This is a genomic window from uncultured Alistipes sp. (assembly GCF_949296715.1).
Lineage (GTDB): Bacteria > Bacteroidota > Bacteroidia > Bacteroidales > Rikenellaceae > Alistipes.
Genome location: NZ_CASFQD010000032.1, coordinates 1 through 20032 on the forward strand (window position 1 = coordinate 1; position 20032 = coordinate 20032).

The following is a 20032-nucleotide window of genomic DNA, read 5'->3' on the forward strand; positions in this document are numbered from 1 at the left end:
CACGGCCTCGTCGCTGCGTCTGCTCGGCGAGGCGGCTGCGGCGGTCGGCTATGCGGCCGAGCCCACCGAAGCGACGGAGTCCTACCTCGTGCTGCTGGAGCGGTGCGCCGCGGCCGGTGACGCGAAGCCCGTCGCGAAGGCCGCGCGGAAGCTGCTCGCCTGCGACCGCCAGTATGTGCGAGGCGCCGCGCTGCGGCTGCTCGTGCTGACGCAGGGCGTGCAGAAGTCGATGCCCGTAGTGCTGAAGGCCATTGGCGAGGGTCCGGCCGAGTACCGCTTTGCGGCGTTCGACGTGCTGGGAGCAGGCGACGACGAGCTCTTCGCCCGGCTGACGGCTGCCATGCCGCGCTGGAACGCCGGGGCGCAGGCCGCCCTGCTCCGCTGGCTGGGTGAGCGTCATGCCACGTCGCAGCGCGACGTGATTGCCCGGGCCATCGCTTCGCCCGATCCGGAGATTGCCGCCGCGGCGATCGACGCCGCAACGCACATCGACGACGAGTTGACGCTCACGGCCCTGGTCGGCGCCCTGGAGGGCCCGCTCTCCGCCGAGGCCGAGGCGGCGCTGCTGCACTTCAACGGAAGGATCGACGGGCGGATGGAGGAGCTGCTGCACCGCGAAGAGCCGCAGGTGCTCGTCGCCGCCCTGCGCCTGACCGGGGCGCGCCGCCTGACGGCATGTGCCGACCGGGTCTTCGAACTGCTCGATGCCCCGCAGCCGGAGGTGGCCGATGCCGCCTGTGCGGCTCTGGCGCAGGTGGCCCGTCCGGGCGATGCCGGGCGCATCGCCGCATTGCTCGACACGGCCGCCGAGGCCCGTGTGGCCGGGCTGCAGGAGGCGCTGCACGCGGCGTTGCAGTCGCTGCCCGCCGCCGAGCGCTGCGCCCGGATCGAGACCTTCATGGAGGCGTCGCCGGCCGGGGAGCGCTACTACCCGGTGCTGGCGCGGACCGATACGCCGGAGGCCGTTGCACGGCTGCTCGAGCGCTTCCGTGCCGACGGCAGCGACGCGGCCTTCGACGCCCTGCTGCTGGTCGACACCCCGCAGATGATCGACACGCTCTACGCCCTTGCCGCGGCGCATCCCGCACGGGCCGACCGGGCGCTCGGACGCTATGCCGAGCTGACGGCCCGCTTCCGGACCACCCCCGTGCGGCTTTATCAGCAGACGCGCCGGGCGCTTGAACTGGAGGCTTCGGATGCGACGCGCAGCCGCCTGCTGACGAACCTGCTCGATGTGCAGGCCTATCCTGCCCTGGTGCTGGCCGCCTCCTACCTTGAGAACGAGGGGACGGCTGCGGCCGCTGCGGCCGTGGTGAAGAACCTCGTGGCGAAGGGCTCCCCGATGCCGGGCGGTGCCGACGTCCGCGCGGCGATAGAAAAGGCCCGCGAGGTCTACCGCAGGCTGGCGCAGTCGGATGCCGATGCGGGCTATGCCGTCGACGAGATCTCCGGCCTGCTGGGCCGCCTGCCCGAGGCGGGCTTCGTGGTGCTGCCGGCCGATCCCGCTCTGTGGCAGCCTGTGGCCGGCGAGCCGGCTCCCGGCCGGAAGCTCTCTGCGGCCGTCGCCGCGAAGCTGCGCCGGAGTGCCGAAACGGCTTTGCGCGAGAACTGGACCGGACGGGACGGCATGCTGGTTTATGCCGGCAAGAGCCCCTCGACGATCGCACTGGAGGGTGCCTACGAGAATTTCGAGCTCTGGCTCGAGTGGCGCTCGCAGGGCGAAGCGGGCCTCGGTGTGCGCTCCCTGCCGCTGGTCCGCCTGGGCGGCGCCGGCACGACGGTGCGCACGGCCGAGGGCTTCGTGCAGGATGTCCCCGCCTCGGACAATGCCGCCGGGGAGTGGAACACGCTCTACGTGAAGGTGGCCGATGACCGCATCACCGTGGTGGAGAACGGCGTGACGGTCGTCGAGAACCGCACGATGGAGAACCTGCGCGAGCCCGGTATGCCGGTCGGCGTGACGGGCACCGTCTGGATCGCGGGTCTCGGCGCGCCGGTCGAGCTGCGCGACATGTGGCTGCGCGAGCTGCCCTCGACGCCCCTCTACGAACTCTCGGAGGAGGAGCGCGCCGAAGGCTTCGAACTGCTCTTCGACGGCCGTTCGCTGCACAAGTGGACGGGCAACAAGGTCAACTACGTGCCGCTCGACGGTACGATCGACGTCACGGCCTCCTACGGCGGCGGTGGCAACCTCTACACGAAGAAGGAGTACGGCGACTTCATCCTGCGCTTCGAGTTCCGCTTTCTGCGCGAGGCGGTCAACAACGGCATCGGCATCCGCACGCCGATGGGTGTCGACGCCGCGTTCGACGGCATGGAGATTCAGGTGCTGGACCATGACGACCCGATCTACCGCGACCTGCACGCCTACCAGCAGCACGGCTCGGTCTACGGCGTGATCGCGGCCAAGCGCGTCGTCTTCCCGCCGCTGGGCGAGTGGAACGTCGAGGAGATACGCGCCGTGGGCGACCACATCACGGTGACGGTCAACGGCGAGGTGATTCTCGACGGCAACATCCGCGAGGCGTGTCAGGGCCATGCCGTGGCGCCCGACGGCGGTGCGGAGAACCCCTACATGATCGATCACCGCAACCATCCGGGCCTTTTCAACAAGAAGGGACACATCGCTTTCTGCGGCCACGGCGCGGGCATCCAGTTCCGCCGCGTGCGCATCCTGGACCTCTCGTCCGGGGCGGAGGGCGAATGATCGGCGCGGCCTGTCCGGAAAATCCGCTCCGGACAGGCCCGTTTTTTGGCATTGCGGTGAAAAGTTCCTATCTTTATCGGGTCGAATCATAATATTTGCAAACCATGTTCATTCCCTGTGCGATCGGATACGGTCAGATTCTGATAATCGTTTTCGTGGTGCTGCTGCTCTTCGGCGGTGCGAAGATCCCCGAGCTGATGCGCGGTGTGGGCCGCGGCGTCAAGGAGTTCAAGGATGCCATGAATACGGACTACTCGGCCGAGGAGCGGAAGAAGGAGTCCGCCCAGAAACCGGACGACAAACCCTCCGACAAGGAGTAACCCTGCGGCGGAGCGGCTCCCCGCGGCGTGTAACCGACCGAAAACAGCAACGAAATGCCGGACAAGCGTATCGAATCCTCCGATACGGAGATGAGTTTCTGGGACCATTTCGCGGCGCTGCGCCCCCATCTGGTGCGCGGGTCCGTGGCGGTCGTGGTCGTCGCCGTCGTGGCCTTCCTGTCGAAGCACTTTCTGATCGACACGGTGCTGTTCGGCCCCAAGAGCGCCGACTTCCCGACCAACCGCCTGCTGCTGGCCGCCGGACAGGCGCTCTCGGACCTCTGCGACTGGATCAACTCCTGGTCGGGGCTCTCGTTGAGCGTCAATACGGAGGCGTTCGACGTCTCGAACCTCGATTTCCGCGTCATCAACACCCAGATGGCCGGGCAGTTCAACCTCCACATGAAGATATCGATGGTCACCGGCCTCGTGCTGGCCATGCCCTACGTGCTGTGGGAGTTCTGGCGCTTTGTGCGCCCCGCGCTCACGCCCCGCGAAATCGCCGCCACGCACCGCTTCGTCTTCTGGGTCTCGACCTTCTTCTTCGCAGGGCTGCTGTTCGGCTATTTCGTGCTGGTGCCCCTCTCGGTGAGCTTCTTCATCAACTACCAGGCGAGCGCCTCGATCGTCAACATGATCGACGTCGGGCAGTACCTCTCGACGGTGATCGTCGCGTCGCTCGCCTCGGCGCTGGTCTTCCAGCTGCCGCTGCTGATCTACTTTCTGACCCGCATGGGGCTGATCTCCTCGGCCTTCCTGAAGCGCTACCGCCGCCACGCCTTCGTGGCGCTGCTGGTCATCGCGGCGATCATCACGCCGCCCGACATCTTCAGCCTCATACTGGTCATCATCCCGCTCTACGGGCTCTATGAATTGAGCATCCGCCTTTCGGCCCGCATCGAACGCCGGCAGGCGGCCGCTGCGGCCCAAAACGAGTAACAGACGCTTCATGAACAACGAATCATTCGGTTCCGCACCGGTACGGGTCATCGTCATCGGTGCCGGGAACCGTGCACAGAAATACCTCGAATACGCGCGCCGCTTCCCGGAACGGCTGCGGCCGGTGGCCGTCGCCGATCTCAACGGCCAGCGGCGCCGGAGCCTCGCCCGGGCCTTCTCGCTGCCCGAGCGCGCCTGCTTCGCCCGCTACGAGGAGCTCCTCGCCGCGGAAATCGACGCCGACATGGTGCTCGTGACGACACCCGACGGCGTGCATTACGACCCGGCCGTCCGGGCCATCCGCGCGGGCTACCACGTGCTGCTTGAAAAACCCATCGCGCAGCGGTGGGACGAATGTCTCGAAATTGCGCGGCTGGCGCGTGAACAGGGCGTGCTGGTGGGCGTCTGCCACGTGCTGCGCTACCATCCCTATTTCACGAAAATCCGGCAGCTGGTCGCCTCGGGCGAACTGGGCGACATCGTCTCGATCAACCATACCGTCTCCGTGGGGCTGGACCGCATGACGCACAGCTATGTGCGCGGGGCCTTCCGCCGCACGCGGGAGTCGAACCCCATCCTGCTGGCCAAGTGCTGCCACGACATCGACTTCCTGCTCTGGCTGACCGGGAAGCGGTGCCGCCGTCTCTCGTCGTTCGGCGCCCTGCGCTGGTTCCGCGCGGCGAATGCCCCCGAGGGGAGTGCGGAGCGCTGCATCGACTGTCCCGTCGAGCCGACCTGCCCCTTCTCGGCCCGCGACCTCTACTACGTGCGGCGCGATTGGGTAGACAACTTCGACATCCCCGAAGGCGGGACGCTCGACGACGCCATTCTGCGCGAACTCCGCGCGGGTCCCTACGGACGGTGCGTCTTCCGCTGCGACAACGACGTGGCCGACCATCAGATCGTGGCCCTCGAGATGGAGGACCGCTCGACGATCAGCCTGACGATGGACGCCTTCACGAAGGACGACTTCCGCAAGACCTGCATCCGCCTGACGGGCGGCGAGATCGACGGCGACGAACGCCGCCTGCGCGTGCGCCGCTTCCGCCCTGCGGACGAGCGTCTCTACGACTTTTCGGAGGTGCTCGGGCAGCCCTTCCATGCGGGGGCCGACCTGCGGCTGCTCGAAGACTTCCTGCAGTCGGTCCGCGATCCGTCGCGGCCGCTGCTGGCCGGAATCGACGATGCGCTGGAGAGCCACCGCGTCTGCTATGCCGCCGAAGAGAGCCGCATGACGGGCCGCACGGTCGACCTGCGGACGGAAGAGCGGTAACGGCTCCTTCCTTCGGAAACAAAAGAGCGGCGACCCGTCGGGGTCGCCGCTCTTTTCGTATCGGTTTGTATTGGCTGTCCGGTTCCTTCCCGGCCTCCGCCCGGATCAGAACTCCGAGGTGAAGTGGAAGCGGATGTCCTTGAAGTTCTCCTGCGCGAGGGCGAGCGCATAGCTCGTGTCGGCGAGGAAGACGTCGCGGCCGTGCTTGTCGACGGCCATGTTGGTGTGCTTGCGGCGCTTGAAGTCGGCCAGCTGCGCGGCGTTGTCGCTGTCGATCCAGCAGGCCTTGTGGATCGAGATCGGCTCCCAGCGGCACGAGGCGTTGTACTCGTGTTCGAGGCGGTACTGGATGACCTCGAACTGCAGGGCGCCCACCGTGCCGATGATCTTGCGGCCGTTCAGCGCGCTGGTGAAGAGCTGCGCCACACCCTCGTCCATCAGTTGGTCGATGCCCTTGGCCAGCTGCTTGAACTTCATCGGGTCGGCGTTCTCGATGTAGCGGAACTGCTCGGGCGCGAACGACGGGATGCCCGTGAAACGGAGCTTCTCACCCTCGGTGAAGGTGTCGCCGATCTTGAAGTTGCCCGTGTCGTGCAGACCCACGATGTCGCCCGGGTAGGCGAAGTCTATCACCGACTTCTTCTCGGCCATGAAGGCCGTCGGCGAGGAGAACTTCATCTGCTTGCCGCTGCGCACGTGCAGGTAGTTCTTGTTGCGCTCGAACATGCCCGAGCATATCTTCAGGAAGGCGATGCGGTCGCGGTGGTTCGGGTCCATGTTGGCGTGAATCTTGAAGACGAAGCCGCTCATCTTCGGCTCCGCGGGCTCCACCGTGCGCGTCTCGGTCGTTGCGGGGCGCGGCGAGGGGGCGATGCGGATGAAGCATTCGAGCAGCTCGCGCACGCCGAAGTTGTTGACCGCCGAGCCGAAGAAGACCGGTGCCAGCTCGCCCCGTAGGTAGGCGTCGCGGTCGAACGGGTCGTAGACCCCCTCGACGAGCTCGATGTCGGCGCGCAGCTGCGCGGCGTAGCGCTCGCCGATGCGTGCGTCGAGCTCCTCCGACGCGAGGTCGGCGATTTCGACCGTCGAGGCGTCGGCCGTGAGCTTCTCGTCCGAGGTGAAGAGCGAGAGGTTGTGCTCGTAGATGTTGTAGACGCCCTTGAACGTCGGGCCGTTCGAGATGGGGAACGAGAGGGGCCTCACGCGGATGTGCAGCTCCTTCTCGACCTCGTCCAGCAGGTCGAAGGCCTCCTTCGAGGGGCGGTCCAGCTTGTTGATGAAGACGATGACCGGCGTCTGGCGCATGCGGCACACCTCCATGAGCTTGCGCGTCTGCGTCTCGACGCCCTTGGCGCCGTCGATGACGATGATGACCGAGTCGACGGCCGTCAGCGTGCGGTAGGTGTCCTCGGCGAAGTCCTCGTGTCCCGGCGTGTCGAGGATGTTGATCTTCACCCCCTTGTATTCGAATCCCATGACGGCCGTGGCCACCGAGATGCCGCGTTGCCGCTCGATCTCCATGAAGTCCGACGTGGCGCCTTTCTTGATCTTGTTGCTCTTGACGGCCCCCGCCACGTGGATGGCGCCGCCGAACAGGAGCAGCTTCTCCGTGAGGGTGGTCTTGCCCGCGTCGGGGTGGGCGATGACGGCGAAGGTCCGCCGGCGTGTGATCTCTTCCTGCAGGGTCATGTGTCGTTATTTGGTCTCTTTCGGATAGTCGACGTTGTAGTGGCAGCCTACCGACTCCTTGATTTCGCGGCCCTGCTTGATGATCAGGTAGGCCACGGCGATCATGTTGCGCAGCTCGCACAGCTCGCGGTTGGGCTTGGTCTTGTTGTAGAGCTCCTCGGTCTCCTCGAAGAGGATCGACAGCCGGTGCATGGCGCGCTTGAGCGAGAGGTTCGAGCGCACGATGCCCACGTAGTTGGACATGATCTGCTGCACCTCGCGCTTCGACTGGATCAGCATGAGCATCTCCTCGGTGTGCTGCGTCCCCTCGAAGTCCCAGTCGGGAATGCCCTCCTGGAAGTCGACCTTGTCGAGCAGCTCCGCCGTGCGGCGTGCGGCCTGGTCGGCGTAGACCACGGCCTCGATGAGCGAGTTCGAAGCCAGGCGGTTGGCGCCGTGCAGCCCCGTGCAGGAGATCTCGCCCAGGGCGTAGAGCCGGCGGATCGAGGTCTCGCCGTCGGTCGTGACCTTCACGCCGCCGCAGCAGTAGTGTGCCGCGGGGGTGACGGGAATCCAGTCCTTCGTGATGTCGATGCCGATCGAGAGGCACTTCTCGTAGATGTTCGGGAAGTGGCTGCGCACGGAGTCGGCGTCCTTGTGCGTGACGTCGAGGTAGACGAAGTCCTCGCCGCGGCGCGTCATCTCGCGGTAGATCGCGCGGGCCACGACGTCGCGCGGCGCCAGCGACTTCATCGGGTGGTACTTGTCCATGAACTCCTCGCCCGACTGCAGGCGCAGGATGGCCCCGAAGCCGCGCATGGCCTCCGTGATGAGGAAGTTGGGCTTCTCGCCCGGGTTGTAGAGCGTCGTGGGGTGGAACTGGATGAACTCCATGTTCTCGGTGATGGCCTTGGCGCGGTGGCACATGGCGATGCCGTCGCCCGTGGCGACGACCGGATTCGAGGTCGACGAGTAGACGTTGCCGCAGCCGCCCGTGGCGACGATGGTGAACTTCGCGAGCATCGTCTCGATCTCGTTGGTCTGCTCGTTGAGCACGTAGGCGCCGAAGCAGGTCAGGCCCCGCGTGTGGCGCGTGACGAACTCGCCCAGGTGGTGCTGCGTCAGCAGGTCGATGGCGAAGTGGTGCTCCAGCACGGTGATGTTCGGGTGCTGGCGTACCGACTCGATGAGCGCCCGTTCGATCTCCGCGCCCGTGAGGTCCTCGTGGTGGAGGATGCGGTGCTCGGAGTGGCCGCCCTCGCGGTTGAGCTCGAAGCGTCCGTCGGGGGTGCGGTCGAAGCGCGTGCCCCAGGCGATGAGGTCGCGGATGAGTTCCGGCGCGCGCCGCACGACCAGTTCGACCGCTTCCCGGCCGCATTTGCCGGCGCCGCAGACGAGCGTATCCTCGATGTGTTTCTCGAAGGTGTCGGGGGCATACGTCACCGAGCAGATGCCGCCCTGTGCATAGTTCGTGTTGCACTCTTTCATCTCGCCCTTCGTGACGATCGTGACGTGTCCGTGGGCTGCGGCCTTGAGCGCGAACGACAGGCCCGCCGCGCCCGAACCGATGACCAGAAAGTCGGTTTTCATACTGCAAAATGGGGCAGAGACAGCGTGTGCGGCCGTTAAAGCTACGGCCGGTTCCGACTCGGGACCCGTCTCTGCCATCTCTTTAGCGGGCGTATGCCCCGGTTCCGGGTCGGAAGCTGCATCGGGTATTCCTGCCGGCGGGCTGCGGCGGATTCGCGTGTCCGGTCCCGGGGGCCGTGTGCGGATCATCCTTTGCGGGCCGTTTTTCCCGCGAGCGCAGGAAGATGCGCCGCAAAGGTACGAAAAAAAGCCCGATTTGCCGATACGTGCGGATGAAAAAAGCACCGCCTTTCGGGGGCGGTGCCTTGCCAGGGGTGTCGTCGGGGCGGTCAGGGCTTCCCGGCGGCCGCGGGGGAGGTGAGCCCGAGCTGCGTGAGGCGCGAGATGTCGCGCACGTCGAAGACGCCGCAGATGTCCAGTACGATGAACTCCTCGTCGCCGTCGGAGAGCATCAGCAGCTCCGAGAGCCGCTCGCCGCGGCCCTCGATGAAGTAGAACGAGACGGAGGGGCCCTTGCTGTCGGTGCGGGAAATCAGCTCGAAGGCCTTGTCGCGCGCGACCTTGTAGGCCTGCGGGCGGAAGAGGAACGGGTAGGGTTTCTTCGCCGCGAGGATGCGGATGCTGCGGATGCCGTCGAGCAGCCGGGCCAGCTCGGGGTCGGCGTCGCGGCGCATCATCTCCATCATCTTGCGTCCGAGTTCGATGCTGCGGACGTTCGTCTCCCCGGCGTATGACCGGTAGAACTCGTCGAAGGCGCGGTTCTGGGCCGTGCCCGCAAGGGGCAGCAGCAGAATCAGGATCAGGAGCCAGCGTTTCATGGTCGTAGGTTTTTCGTGTTGTTCGTGGTCGGACAGGTCAGAATCCGAAGCAGATTCCGAAGGTGAAGAGGTGTGTTTCGGGCCCCACGCCGGAGCGGAAGAGCGGCGTGAGGGCGTAGTCGAACGAGACGCCGACCTTGTGGTAGGTGATTGCGCCGCCGACGTTCCAGCTCCAGGGCTCCATCCCCCGCAGTTCGTACTTCTCCTTGGGTTTCTTGTGTACGGCCCGGTAGCTGGTGTAGAGGTTGCCCGAGGCGCGGAGCGAGATGCTGAAGTCGCTGACCGTGTAGGTGAGCATCAGGGGTATGCCCAGCGAGGAGAACGAGAGTTTCGACTTCTTGGTCGAGGGGTCGAGTTCCACGGCGTGGAGCTCGCCGTCGGTGTAGCGGATTGTCTGCTTGCCGCTCAGCACGATGTCGTAGATGTTGCCCCGGATGCCGGTCGAGAGCCACCAGTGTTCGCGCCGGTCGAGCATGTAGCGCAGGCCGAGGAGCGTGTAGCCGAAGCTGATGCTCTTGCGGGTGCTGGTCTCCAGGAACTCCCCCTCGCCGGCCCACGCGGGTCCGTAGCTCGTGTCGACGAGCAGGGGGATGCCGATCTCCCAGTCCGTGAATCCGAAGCAGCCGTGGAAGCGCTTGACGGGCTTTTTCCCGGGCTTCTCCGACGGCGCGCCGGCCTTGCTCCCGTCGGCGTCGCGGTTGCCGAGCGTGATGCCGTATCCGGCGATCTCGAGCCGCAGCTCGCCCCGGTCGGTCTTGAGCTGTACGATTTCCGGATCGGGCGACGCGACGGCGGCCCGTTCCGTGCTTGCGGCCTGCGGTTCTGCGTTCTGCGGTTCTGCGTTCTGCGGTTCTGCGGCGGAAACCTCTGCATCGGCGGTTTCCGGCTTCGCGGTGGCTGCGGCGTTTCCGGTCGCGGCTGCGGGTTCAACCGCGGGTTCGGTCTCCGCAGGGGCGGCCGCCGGTGTCGGTTCGGCGCTTTCGGGCGCAGGGGCGGCCGGTTGTGCAGCGGCCGCAGCCGCAAGGAGGATGAAGAGGGGCAGCAGAAGGGTAAGGATGAGGTGTTTCATGGTCGTATCGTTTATTATATGTTATTGCTGTTTTGCGGTGTTTCCCTTTCCGGCCGCTTCGAGCAGGCGGTCGGCGATGTCGAAGCTCCGCGAGAGCTCCTCGAGCGGCTGGAAGTAAGCCGTGGCGCACATCGCTTCGGCCGGGTCGGTGACGGGGCGTCCGTCGATGTAGCCGTAGACGGTGCCGCGCGTGAGGAAGAAGAGCCCGACGAGCAGGGCGGCGGCGATTCCGGCGCCCGTTCCGAGCAGCAGGTTCCAGCGGCGGTGCGGACGGCGTGATGCTCCCGTCGGGCGGGGCAGCGGGCCGGAGAGGGTACCGGCGGCCCGCTCGGCAGTCTCTTTCGTCACCCCTGTTGCGGCCGTGCGGCCGTGCAGCGTTTCGCGGGCGAGGGCTTCGAATCCGCCCGTCATCGCGGCGACGCTGCGCAGTTCGCGGTCCATCGCTTCGCGCGGCAGGGAGGCGAGCAGCGCGCGCAGTTCGCGCTCTTCGGCGTCGCTGGCCGTGGCATCGAGGTAGCGGCGGCAGAGCGCCCGGGCTTTCAGCAGGTCAGATTCCATAGTTCATCAGTTTTTCGAGTTCCCGGCGCAACCGCATCCGGCCCCGCGAGAGCAGCACGCGGACCTGCGCCTCGTCGGTCGTGAGCAGGGCGGCGATCTCGTGCGTCGGATAGCCTTCGATCTCCTTCAGGTGCAGGACCTCGCGCTGGCGCAGCGGCAGTGCGGCGAGGGCCCGGCGGACCGTTTCGCGGTCGCTCCACGCACCGGCCTGCTCGTCGGCGGGCAGCGAGAGGGGCAGCTCCTCGGTCGTGCGGCTGCGGCGCAGGCGGTCGACCGCGGCGTTGCGCACGGCCGTCATGGCGAAGGCCTCCGGATTTGCCACATGCAGCGACTCGTGGCGGCGCCAGAGCCGTTCGAGCACGTCGTGGACGACATCCTCGGCTGCGTCGCTGCGCCCGAGCAGGGTGCGGGCGAAGCGGTAGAGCCGGTCGCGCAGCGGCACGATCCGTATGTCGAATTCGGTTTGCTCCATTTACCCGTAAGACGCACAAGAGGCGTAAAACGCAACAAGTATAGTGAAAAAAATTCCGGGACTTCGTTTTTTTCGTAATTTTGTCGCCCTAAACCTTTCCGATCATGGAACGACACATCGCCATCAACGATTTCGACTACCCGCTGCCCGACGAGCGGATCGCCAAGTTTCCGCTCGCGGAGCGGAGCGCCTCGAAACTGCTCGTCTACCGCGGCGGGGAGATCTCCGAACGCCGCTTCGCCGACATCGGCGACGTGCTCCCCGCGGGGCAGCTGCTCGTCTTCAACAACACGAAGGTGATCCGCGCACGGATCATCATGCACAAGCCCTCGGGGGCCCGCATCGAGGTCTTCTGCCTCGAGCCGCACGCCCCGGCCGACTACGAGCGGGCCTTCGCCGTGACGGGCACGTGCGAATGGTCGTGCATCGTGGGCAACCGCAAGAAGTGGAAGGAGGGATACGTCGAGATCAACTTCGAATACGAAGGGGCGGCCGTCTGGCTGCGGGCCTGGATCGTCGAGGAGCGCGGGCGCGAATGCACGGTGCGCTTCGAGTGGTCGGCGCCGATGACCTTCGGGCAGCTGCTCGAGCACCTGGGCAAGATTCCCATCCCGCCCTACCTGAACCGCGATTCGGAGGAGATCGACTACACGCGCTACCAGACCGTCTACTCGAAATTCGAAGGGTCGGTGGCGGCACCGACCGCCGGGCTGCACTTCACGCCCGGGCTGATCGAGTCGATGCGCGGCCGCGGCTTCGACTTTGCGGAGGTGACGCTCCACGTCGGGGCCGGGACCTTCCTGCCTGTAAAGGACGAGGATGCCGCGCAGCATCCGATGCACACCGAGCACTTCGAAATCCGCCGCGACACGGTGCGGCAGCTGCTGGCGAAGTGGGGCGCCGTCACGGCTGTGGGAACGACCTCGGTGCGGACGCTCGAGTCGCTCGCGGCGCTCGCCTGGCGCATCCGCACGGCGGGCTCTCCCGATGCCGACCGCGTGATCGGGCAGTGGGAGCTTTACGACATCCCGGCCGACTATACGGGCCGCATGGCCCTTGAGGAGCTGCTCGGCTGGATGGAGCGCGAGGGGGTGGAGCGCCTCAAGGCGGCAACGCAGATCATGATTACGCCGCTGGGCTACACGTTCCGCATCGTGCGCAACATCATCACCAACTTCCACCAGCCCAAGTCGACGCTGCTGCTGCTCGTCTCGGCCTACGTGGGCGACGACTGGCACCGCATCTATGACTATGCCCTCGGTCACGATTTCCGCTTCCTGAGCTACGGCGATTCGTCGGTGCTCATGCGCGACTGATCCGGGAGCGGGCGGATTCTTATATATAACAGGGCGGGGCGCAGCGATCGGCTGCGTCCCGTCCTGTTTTATTTCTCTTTCCGGGATGTTCGTGTATGGGGCGTCTATGCGCCGTGCGGTGCATGGGGCGCCTCCTCCGGCAGCTCCTCGTCGGGCGTGCAGGTCTTCAGCGCAAGGTGCTTGACCCAGAGGACGAAGCCGCCCGTGAGGATGAGGTTCAGCACGAGCGTCAGCACCGAGATGACGAGCGCCGGGCCGCCGAGGTTGTAGCCCAGGGCGATGAAGATCACCCCGGCGCCGACCTCGCCGCGCGTGAACATCCCCACCGAGAGGGCCAGCCGCTCGCTGAAGGGGCGGTCGCGGTAGAAGAGCAGCGGCACGAGCTTTCCGAGGTTCGAGAGCGCCGAGACCGCCACGACGTGCAGCAGCAGCGTGCCCCACGGCATCATCGGCTGCGAGGCGGTCACCGACGTGGCGTCGCTGCCCGAGCCGGCATGGCCCATGAGCGGCATGCTCATGCCCACGAGCAGCATGAAGAGGAACGAGATGCCCGTGGCGACGCGCCGCTCGGCGGGGGTGTCGATGTGGCGGTGGCGCATGAGCATGCCCACGACGAAGGCGGGCAGCAGCACCTCGATGTGGATGCTGTTCTCGGGTCCGTAGAGGCGCGCCGTGACGAGGTAGACCGCCTGCGTGAGCAGGCATACGCCCAGCGCAAGGCCCAGAATGGATTTCCAGTCCTGCCGGGCGTCCCAGCGCCCCTGCCACCGCCAGCCGACGGCCAGCAGCACGGTGACGATGCCCACGATGGCGAACATCTGCCAGCGCAGGCCGATCATCAGGATCTGCAGCGGGATCATCAGCAGGATAGTGTCCAGGTCGTCGAAGATCGCCAGCACCTGGATCTTGCGGTAGATCCAGCTGCGCTTCAGGTGCAGCGCGGCGAGCATCGTGAAGAGGATGCCCGCGGAGGTCGGTGCGGCGAAGCGGCTCACGAGCAGGTTCTCCTTCCAGGTCGCGGCGTCGCCCCACAGCGCCGGGGGCAGCAGCACGAAGACATAATAGAGGGTGATGAGCAGCCACGGCAGGGCCGCCGTGGCCATGGCGATGAAGTAGTCGGCCGTGTAGGAGCGCCAGCGCGACTTGTCGATTTCGAATTCGCGCCCCACGTTGATCATGATGAACGCAAGGCAGATGTAGAGCAGGATGTCGGTCGTGGCCTTGAAGGCCGCGTGGGCCTCGCCGAGCAGGCCGGGCAGGAGCTGCGAGGCGACGAGGCCCAGCATCAGAAAGAGCGAGAACGAGAGTACTTTACGCATGGTCGAGGTCGTTTTTACTTGTTGGGCGGGGCGTCCCGCGGCCCAAATATAATCATTTCCTCTTTATTGGAAAGCGCCGGAAACCTCCGGCGTGAAAAAAATAACAGCAAGGCATCCGCAATTCGATAATTATTTGTAACTTTGCGGTGCAAAAAGCAAAAGAGTATTCAAAAACCATAAATTCAAACCATTACAACTATGCAGATTGTAGAGATTCACGCAAGGGAGATCCTCGACTCGCGAGGCAATCCGACCGTTGAGGTCGAAGTTCGCACCGTATCGGGTGCTTTCGGTCGTGCTGCCGTCCCGAGCGGCGCCTCGACGGGTGAGAACGAGGCCCTCGAGCTCCGTGACGGCGACAAGAACCGTTACCTGGGCAAGGGCGTGCTCAACGCCGTGAAGAACGTCAACGAGGTGATCGCCCCGGCCATCATCGGCATGAACGTTGCCGACCAGGTGGGCATCGACAAGGCCATGATCGCCCTCGACGGCACGCCGACCAAGTCGAAGCTGGGTGCCAACGCCATTCTGGGCGTATCGCTGGCCGTGGCCCGCGCCGCTGCCGACTATTTCGGCATGCCGCTCTACCGCTATATCGGCGGTGCCAACGCCAAGACGCTGCCCGTGCCGATGATGAACATCATCAACGGCGGCTCGCACTCCGACGCCCCGATCGCATTCCAGGAGTTCATGATTCGTCCCGTGGGCGCTCCGTCGCTCAAGGAGGGCCTGCGCATGGGCGCCGAGGTGTTCCACAACCTGAAGAAGGTGCTGCACGAGCGCGGCCTTTCGACGGCTGTCGGTGACGAGGGCGGTTTCGCTCCCGCACTCAACGGCACGGAGGATGCCCTCGACTCGATTATCAAGGCCATCGAGAAGGCCGGCTACGTTCCCGGAAAGGACGTGATGATCGGCATGGACTGCGCTTCGTCGGAGTTCTACAAGGACGGTGTCTACGACTACACGATCTTCGAGGGTGAGAAGGGCGCAAAGCGCACCTCGAAGGAGCAGGTAGAGTACCTGAAGGGCCTGGTTGCCAAGTACCCCATCGACTCGATCGAGGACGGCATGTCGGAGAACGACTGGGAAGGCTGGCAGCTGCTCACCGCCGAGATCGGCGACAAGTGCCAGCTCGTGGGTGACGACCTCTTCGTGACGAACGTTTCGTTCCTGAAGAAGGGTATCGAGATGGGCTGCGGCAACTCGATCCTCATCAAGGTGAACCAGATCGGCTCGCTGACCGAGACGCTCGACGCCATCGAGATGGCACACCGCGCCGGCTACACGTCGGTAACGTCGCACCGCTCGGGCGAGACCGAGGACTCGACGATCGCCGACATCGCCGTGGCTACGAACTCGGGTCAGATCAAGACCGGCTCGATGTCGCGTTCGGACCGTATGGCCAAGTACAACCAGCTGCTCCGTATCGAGGAGGAGCTCGGCGACGAGGCTATCTACGGCTACAAGAAAGTTTACCGCAACAAGTAATTCCGGGAATCTGCCGAATAAACGATCCGGCTGCCCGCAGGGGCAGCCGGATTTTTTTTGCGCAGGGGCTTGATGGCCGAGGGAACCGTTGCGCGAAGCCTTTTACGGGTTTGTCGGTCCGACGTGGAGGTCGGGTATCTCGGATTTTTGAGCGGGCTTCTGGTCGGTTTGCAATTCGCTGCTTAGGGGAACGTGTGCAAACATTCCGGGGATGGCCATGTTTACGAAAAGGAGCTTCCTGGCCGCCTCGTTGGCGGTCCATCTCACCTCTTCCTTGATCAGCCGATTGAATCTCACATAAAAATCGGGTGATTGTGAGGCGAGCACCGGGATGTTCTTTATGAAAAACGAGCAGTCGAAGACCGTTCCATCGTCGGGATTTACAAAAATGAAAACCGTCATCGGCCAGCGTTCACGGCGCAGCTCCAGAATCTGTGTGTCGTCGAACATCTTCTGGAGTACACGCGTGAAGGAGTCTTTGTCGGCCAAATCGACATGGACCTCATGCATCTCCTCCATGGTATCCACGGGCGTGCCGTCCTTATGGCAGTTCAACTCATAATCCCTGTAGATATTGTCGGCTATTTTTAACAGGAAGAATTTGTTGTCCGCATGGCTGGCCACCAAAAAGACGGTGCCGTCCGATGCCTGTACCTTGTCGACATTCTCGTAGTGGTTTCTCGCGGGTGCTCCTGCAACCTGACCGAACGCCGATGCGGCGAGCAGCAGTGCGCTGCACAGGGCAATCAATCGTTTCACGTTGTTAGTCATTGGGAGGTACATAAGGCAACGGTTCGCAATATTCGGGTGTATCACTTGTTATCAGGGCAGCGCCATACGGACAAGACCTGTCACCCTTTGTCTGTTGCCGTGATTTTGCGGCAGGATAAACCCCGGACAGGTCCTGTTCCTCTACGAAAAACAACCCGAAAGTCCGGAGTTTTTTTCATGGACATGTGGGTTTTGGGCGGTTCCTTGCAAAGATAGGAAAGTTCCGATAAAAACGGCCGAAAGAGAGCGGCATTTTGCGGCCGGGCAGAAAAACAAGGCAGCCGCAGCTGCCCGTGTTCTTCTCGTCCCTCTCTTATCCTACCCCCCCCTCCCTCTCCCGCGAAAGGCGGGCACGAAAAAAGGGTTCTCTTTTCGGAGAACCCTTGCGGGTGGAAGAAGGGGCTCGAACCCTCGGCCTTCGGAACCACAATCCGACGCTCTAACCAACTGAGCTACATCCACCATGTAGATACATGTGCCGTATCGGGATGCAAATGTAATACGTTTTTTCGGTCCGTACAAGAAAATCGGACGAAAAATTTTACCTCCGCCGCTCCGCGTGACAAAATGTCAGCCGGCTCTGTTGCTTTGTCATTCTTTTTCTGCCAAATGCGGGTTGGCACACCTCTTGTTGAGAATGGGGTGCACATGCAAAAAAACACAATAACTAAAATATTACAGCTATGAACGTAAAACCATTATCGGACCGCGTGCTGATTCTGCCGAATCCCGCGGAGGAGAAGACCGCCGGCGGACTGATTATCCCCGACACGGCAAAGGAGAAACCCCTTGCAGGCAAGGTTGTGGCCGTGGGCCCCGGCACTTCGGAGGTGAAGATGGAGGTCAAGGTCGGTGATCAGGTGCTCTACGGCAAGTATGCCGGTCAGGAGATCCAGATCGACGGCACGGACTACCTCATCATGAAACAGAACGATATTTTGGCAATCATCTAATTCGCAGAAACAACTATGGCAAAGGAGATCAAATATAACGTGGAGGCGCGCGAGCTGCTCAAGGAGGGTGTCGACGCGCTGTCGAACGCCGTGAAGGTCACGCTCGGCCCGAAGGGTCGCAACGTCATCATCGACAAGAAGTTCGGGGCACCGCAGATCACGAAGGACGGTGTGACGGTCGCCAAGGAGGTGGAGCTCGAGGATGCTTTCGCCAACATGGGCGCCCAGATGGTCAAGGAGGTCGCCTCGAAGACGAACGACGATGCCGGCGACGGCACGACGACGGCCACGGTGCTGGCCCAGTCGATCATCGGCGTGGGTCTGAAGAACGTGACGGCCGGTGCCAACCCGATGGACCTGAAGCGCGGTATTGACAAGGCCGTGGCTGCGGTCGTGGCTTCGCTGCGTGAGCAGAGCCAGGAGGTCGGCTCGAACTTCGCCAAGATCGAGCAGGTGGCCACCATTTCGGCCAACAACGACCAGAACATCGGCAAGCTGATCGCCGAGGCAATGGCCAAGGTCAACAAGGAGGGTGTCATCACCGTCGAGGAGGCCAAGGGCACGGAGACGCATGTCGACGTGGTCGAGGGCATGCAGTTCGACCGCGGTTACATCTCGGCCTACTTCATGACCGATCCCGAGAAGATGGAGGCACAGCTCGAGAAGCCCTACATCCTCATCACGGACAAGAAGATTTCGACCATGAAGGAGATCATGGGCGTGCTGGAGCCGGTCGCACAGAGCGGTCGTGCGCTGCTGATCATTGCCGAGGATGTCGACGGCGAGGCGCTGTCGGCCCTTGTGGTCAACAAGCTGCGCGGCACGCTGAAGATCGCCGCCTGCAAGGCCCCGGGCTTCGGTGACCGCCGCAAGGAGATGCTCGAGGACATCGCCGTCCTGACGGGTGCCACGGTGATTTCGACCGACAAGGGCATGAAGATCGAGGACGCCGACCTCTCGATGCTGGGTACGGCCGACAAGGTGACGCTCAACAAGGAGAACACGACGATCGTCGACGGTGCAGGCCAGAAGGAGGCCATTGCCGCCCGTGTGGCCCAGATCCGTGCGTCGATCGAGAAGGCTACGTCGGACTACGACCGTGAGAAGCTGCAGGAGCGTCTGGCCAAGCTGGCCGGCGGTGTGGCCGTGCTCTACGTCGGTGCCGCTACGGAGGTCGAGATGAAGGAGAAGAAGGACCGCGTCGACGACGCCCTGGCCGCTACGCGTGCCGCCGTCGAGGAGGGTATCGTTCCGGGTGGCGGCGTCGCCTACATCCGTGCCACGGCAGCCCTCGAGGGCATGAAGGGTGAGAACGAGGACCAGACGACGGGTATCCAGATCGTCAAGCGCGCCATTGAGGAGCCGCTGCGCCAGATCGTTGCCAATGCCGGCGGCGAGGGTTCGGTGGTTGTCAACAAGGTGCGCGAGGGCAAGGGCTCGTTCGGCTACAACGCCCGCGACGACCGCTACGAGGACATGCTCGCAGCCGGTATCATCGACCCGACGAAGGTGTCGCGTGTCGCGCTGGAGAACGCCGCGTCGATCGCCTCGATGTTCCTCACGACGGAGTGCGTGCTCGCCGAGAAGAAGTCCGAGCAGCCCGCCGTGCCGGCAATGCCCGCAGGCGGCATGGGCGGCATGATGTAACAGCCGTCCGGCCCCGGGCCGACCATGTGAACGGGACGAACCCTTTTCGGGGTTCGTCCCGTTTTTTTGTGCTCCGGCGCGGCGCGGCCGCTCGTGCGGCGCTGTTTTTCCCGTCTTCCGCCGCTTTCCGGTCCCGCGGCGGAGAAGAAGACGGATAAATGCGTATCTTTGCGGCTGCTGATCCGAACGTTATGAAAAAAGGCATTCTTCTGGCGGTGCTGGCCTCGGTGCTGTGGGCCATCGTCAATCCGTTTATCAAGCAGGGGTTGAGTTATGACTTCACCCCGATGAACTTCGCGGGGCTGCGCTTCACGGTCGTGGGCATCATTCTCTTCGCGTGGACCTGGCACCGCGGCATGTGGCGCGAGATCGTCCGCCGCCGGCGGCTCTTCGCGAACCTGATCCTCATCAACATGTTCCTGGGCTATTCGGCCTTCTACTTCGGCGTGGATTTCGTCAGCGGGGCCATCAGCTCCATTGTCATGGGGCTCACGCCGCTCATCAATGTGCTGCTGGCGCACCTGCTGGCGAGCAACGACCGCCTGAACCGCTACAAGGTCGTCAGCCTCGTGGTGAGCCTCGCGGGTCTGCTGCTGATCGTCGGCACGGGCAGCGACGGCGAGCCGCTCGACTGGCGGGGCATCGGCGGCATCGTGCTGCTCCTGCTGAGCATTGTCTTTCAGGGCTACTCGGCCATCTCCGTCTCGGAGGACAAGGAGAAGGTCGACCCTGTCTTCCTGAATGCCGTGCAGATGTTCTTCGGTGGTCTGCTGATCTACGGCGTGGGCATCGCTGCGGAGGGCTTTCACCCCTTCTGGGACAAGCCGGCGGGCTTCTACGCCAGCCTCGGCGTGCTGGTCTTCATCTCGGTCTTCGCTTTCAGCTTCTGGTTCATGGCCTTGCGCACGCCCGGCACGAAGGTCAGCGACGTCAACATGTGCCGTCTGATCAACCCCGTGCTGGGGGCCGTGTTGAGTTGGGTGATGCTGCCGGACGAGCACCCCGACTTCAGTACCGTGGCGGGCATGCTCGTCATCGTCAGCTCGCTGGTGATCTACTTCAAGGGCGAGACGCTCGTGCAGCGCTGGCGCCGCCGCTGATCCCCGTGCGACGGGCCCCGCTGC

Annotated in this window: 17 protein-coding genes and 1 tRNA gene; 9 read left to right on the forward strand and 9 right to left on the reverse strand. The window is 64.2% G+C overall.

The features are described 5' to 3' along the window. The 4 genes from Q1Y33_RS04905 to Q1Y33_RS04920 all read left to right on the forward strand — a co-directional run. Window positions 1-2707 (forward strand): DUF1080 domain-containing protein (locus Q1Y33_RS04905; protein WP_300798633.1); only part of this gene is annotated, 2707 nt, incomplete at its 5' end. 104 nt (window positions 2708-2811) lie between these two features. Continuing rightward, on the forward strand, window positions 2812-3027 hold the full coding sequence (locus Q1Y33_RS04910) for a twin-arginine translocase TatA/TatE family subunit (RefSeq protein WP_300798634.1): 216 nt from the start codon (window positions 2812-2814) through the stop codon (window positions 3025-3027). A gap of 54 nt (window positions 3028-3081) precedes the next feature. Continuing rightward, window positions 3082-3966 carry a twin-arginine translocase subunit TatC gene (tatC, locus tag Q1Y33_RS04915; RefSeq protein ID WP_300798635.1) on the forward strand — a complete coding sequence of 295 codons (885 nt, stop codon included), beginning with the start codon at window positions 3082-3084 and terminating at the stop codon, window positions 3964-3966. A 10-nt stretch (window positions 3967-3976) separates the two neighbouring features. Next, window positions 3977-5239 (forward strand): Gfo/Idh/MocA family oxidoreductase, encoded by a 1263-nt coding sequence (locus Q1Y33_RS04920; RefSeq protein WP_300798636.1) that lies wholly within the window; start codon window positions 3977-3979, stop codon window positions 5237-5239. Between the two features lie 105 nt (window positions 5240-5344). Here Q1Y33_RS04920 and Q1Y33_RS04925 read toward each other — a convergent pair whose 3' ends face one another. The 6 genes from Q1Y33_RS04925 to Q1Y33_RS04950 all read right to left on the reverse strand — a co-directional run bounded on the left by Q1Y33_RS04925 (window position 5345) and on the right by Q1Y33_RS04950 (window position 11414). Continuing rightward, window positions 5345-6928 carry a peptide chain release factor 3 gene (locus Q1Y33_RS04925; RefSeq protein WP_300798637.1) on the reverse strand — a complete coding sequence of 528 codons (1584 nt, stop codon included), beginning with the start codon at window positions 6926-6928 and terminating at the stop codon, window positions 5345-5347. Between the two features lie 6 nt (window positions 6929-6934). Beyond that, window positions 6935-8497: an L-aspartate oxidase gene (nadB, locus tag Q1Y33_RS04930; RefSeq protein ID WP_300798638.1), complete on the reverse strand. Its 1563-nt coding sequence runs from the start codon at window positions 8495-8497 to the stop codon at window positions 6935-6937. Window positions 8498-8826: 329 nt separating this feature from the next. Further along, window positions 8827-9315 (reverse strand): DUF4252 domain-containing protein, encoded by a 489-nt coding sequence (locus Q1Y33_RS04935; protein ID WP_300798639.1) that lies wholly within the window; start codon window positions 9313-9315, stop codon window positions 8827-8829. 37 nt (window positions 9316-9352) lie between these two features. Continuing rightward, window positions 9353-10384 carry a hypothetical protein gene (locus Q1Y33_RS04940; protein ID WP_300798640.1) on the reverse strand — a complete coding sequence of 344 codons (1032 nt, stop codon included), beginning with the start codon at window positions 10382-10384 and terminating at the stop codon, window positions 9353-9355. Window positions 10385-10405: 21 nt separating this feature from the next. Next, window positions 10406-10942 carry a hypothetical protein gene (locus Q1Y33_RS04945; protein WP_300798641.1) on the reverse strand — a complete coding sequence of 179 codons (537 nt, stop codon included), beginning with the start codon at window positions 10940-10942 and terminating at the stop codon, window positions 10406-10408. Then, window positions 10932-11414 carry an RNA polymerase sigma factor gene (locus tag Q1Y33_RS04950; RefSeq protein ID WP_300798642.1) on the reverse strand — a complete coding sequence of 161 codons (483 nt, stop codon included), beginning with the start codon at window positions 11412-11414 and terminating at the stop codon, window positions 10932-10934. Before Q1Y33_RS04950 ends, Q1Y33_RS04945 begins: the two co-directional genes overlap by 11 nt. 104 nt (window positions 11415-11518) lie before the next feature. On the opposite strand from Q1Y33_RS04950, the gene Q1Y33_RS04955 reads away from it, so the two are divergent. Beyond that, window positions 11519-12730: an S-adenosylmethionine:tRNA ribosyltransferase-isomerase gene (locus Q1Y33_RS04955; RefSeq protein ID WP_300798643.1), complete on the forward strand. Its 1212-nt coding sequence runs from the start codon at window positions 11519-11521 to the stop codon at window positions 12728-12730. A 104-nt stretch (window positions 12731-12834) separates the two neighbouring features. On the opposite strand, the gene Q1Y33_RS04960 is transcribed toward Q1Y33_RS04955, so the two are convergent. Then, entirely contained in the window at window positions 12835-14049 is a 1215-nt protein-coding gene (locus Q1Y33_RS04960; protein WP_300798644.1) for a sodium:proton antiporter, read from the reverse strand. Between the two features lie 198 nt (window positions 14050-14247). Between Q1Y33_RS04960 and eno the strand changes: the two genes are divergently transcribed. After that, window positions 14248-15537, forward strand: coding sequence for a phosphopyruvate hydratase (eno, locus tag Q1Y33_RS04965; protein ID WP_300798645.1), 1290 nt, complete (start codon window positions 14248-14250; stop codon window positions 15535-15537). 102 nt (window positions 15538-15639) lie between these two features. On the opposite strand, the gene Q1Y33_RS04970 is transcribed toward eno, so the two are convergent. Both Q1Y33_RS04970 and Q1Y33_RS04975 read right to left on the reverse strand, forming a co-directional pair. Next, the gene (locus Q1Y33_RS04970) at window positions 15640-16296 is read right to left on the reverse strand and encodes a hypothetical protein (RefSeq protein ID WP_300798646.1); all 657 of its coding nucleotides are present in this window, start codon (window positions 16294-16296) and stop codon (window positions 15640-15642) included. Between the two features lie 399 nt (window positions 16297-16695). Beyond that, window positions 16696-16771 (reverse strand) — tRNA-His (locus Q1Y33_RS04975). 220 nt (window positions 16772-16991) lie between these two features. Here Q1Y33_RS04975 and Q1Y33_RS04980 point away from each other — a divergent pair. The 3 genes from Q1Y33_RS04980 (at window position 16992) to Q1Y33_RS04990 (ending at window position 20008) form a co-directional block, all read left to right on the forward strand. Next, window positions 16992-17261 (forward strand): co-chaperone GroES, encoded by a 270-nt coding sequence (locus Q1Y33_RS04980; protein WP_295907018.1) that lies wholly within the window; start codon window positions 16992-16994, stop codon window positions 17259-17261. Window positions 17262-17276: 15 nt separating this feature from the next. Beyond that, window positions 17277-18908, forward strand: coding sequence for a chaperonin GroEL (gene groL, locus Q1Y33_RS04985; protein ID WP_300798647.1), 1632 nt, complete (start codon window positions 17277-17279; stop codon window positions 18906-18908). Between the two features lie 191 nt (window positions 18909-19099). Beyond that, window positions 19100-20008, forward strand: coding sequence for a DMT family transporter (locus Q1Y33_RS04990; RefSeq protein ID WP_300798648.1), 909 nt, complete (start codon window positions 19100-19102; stop codon window positions 20006-20008). Window positions 20009-20032: the final 24 nt, after the last annotated feature.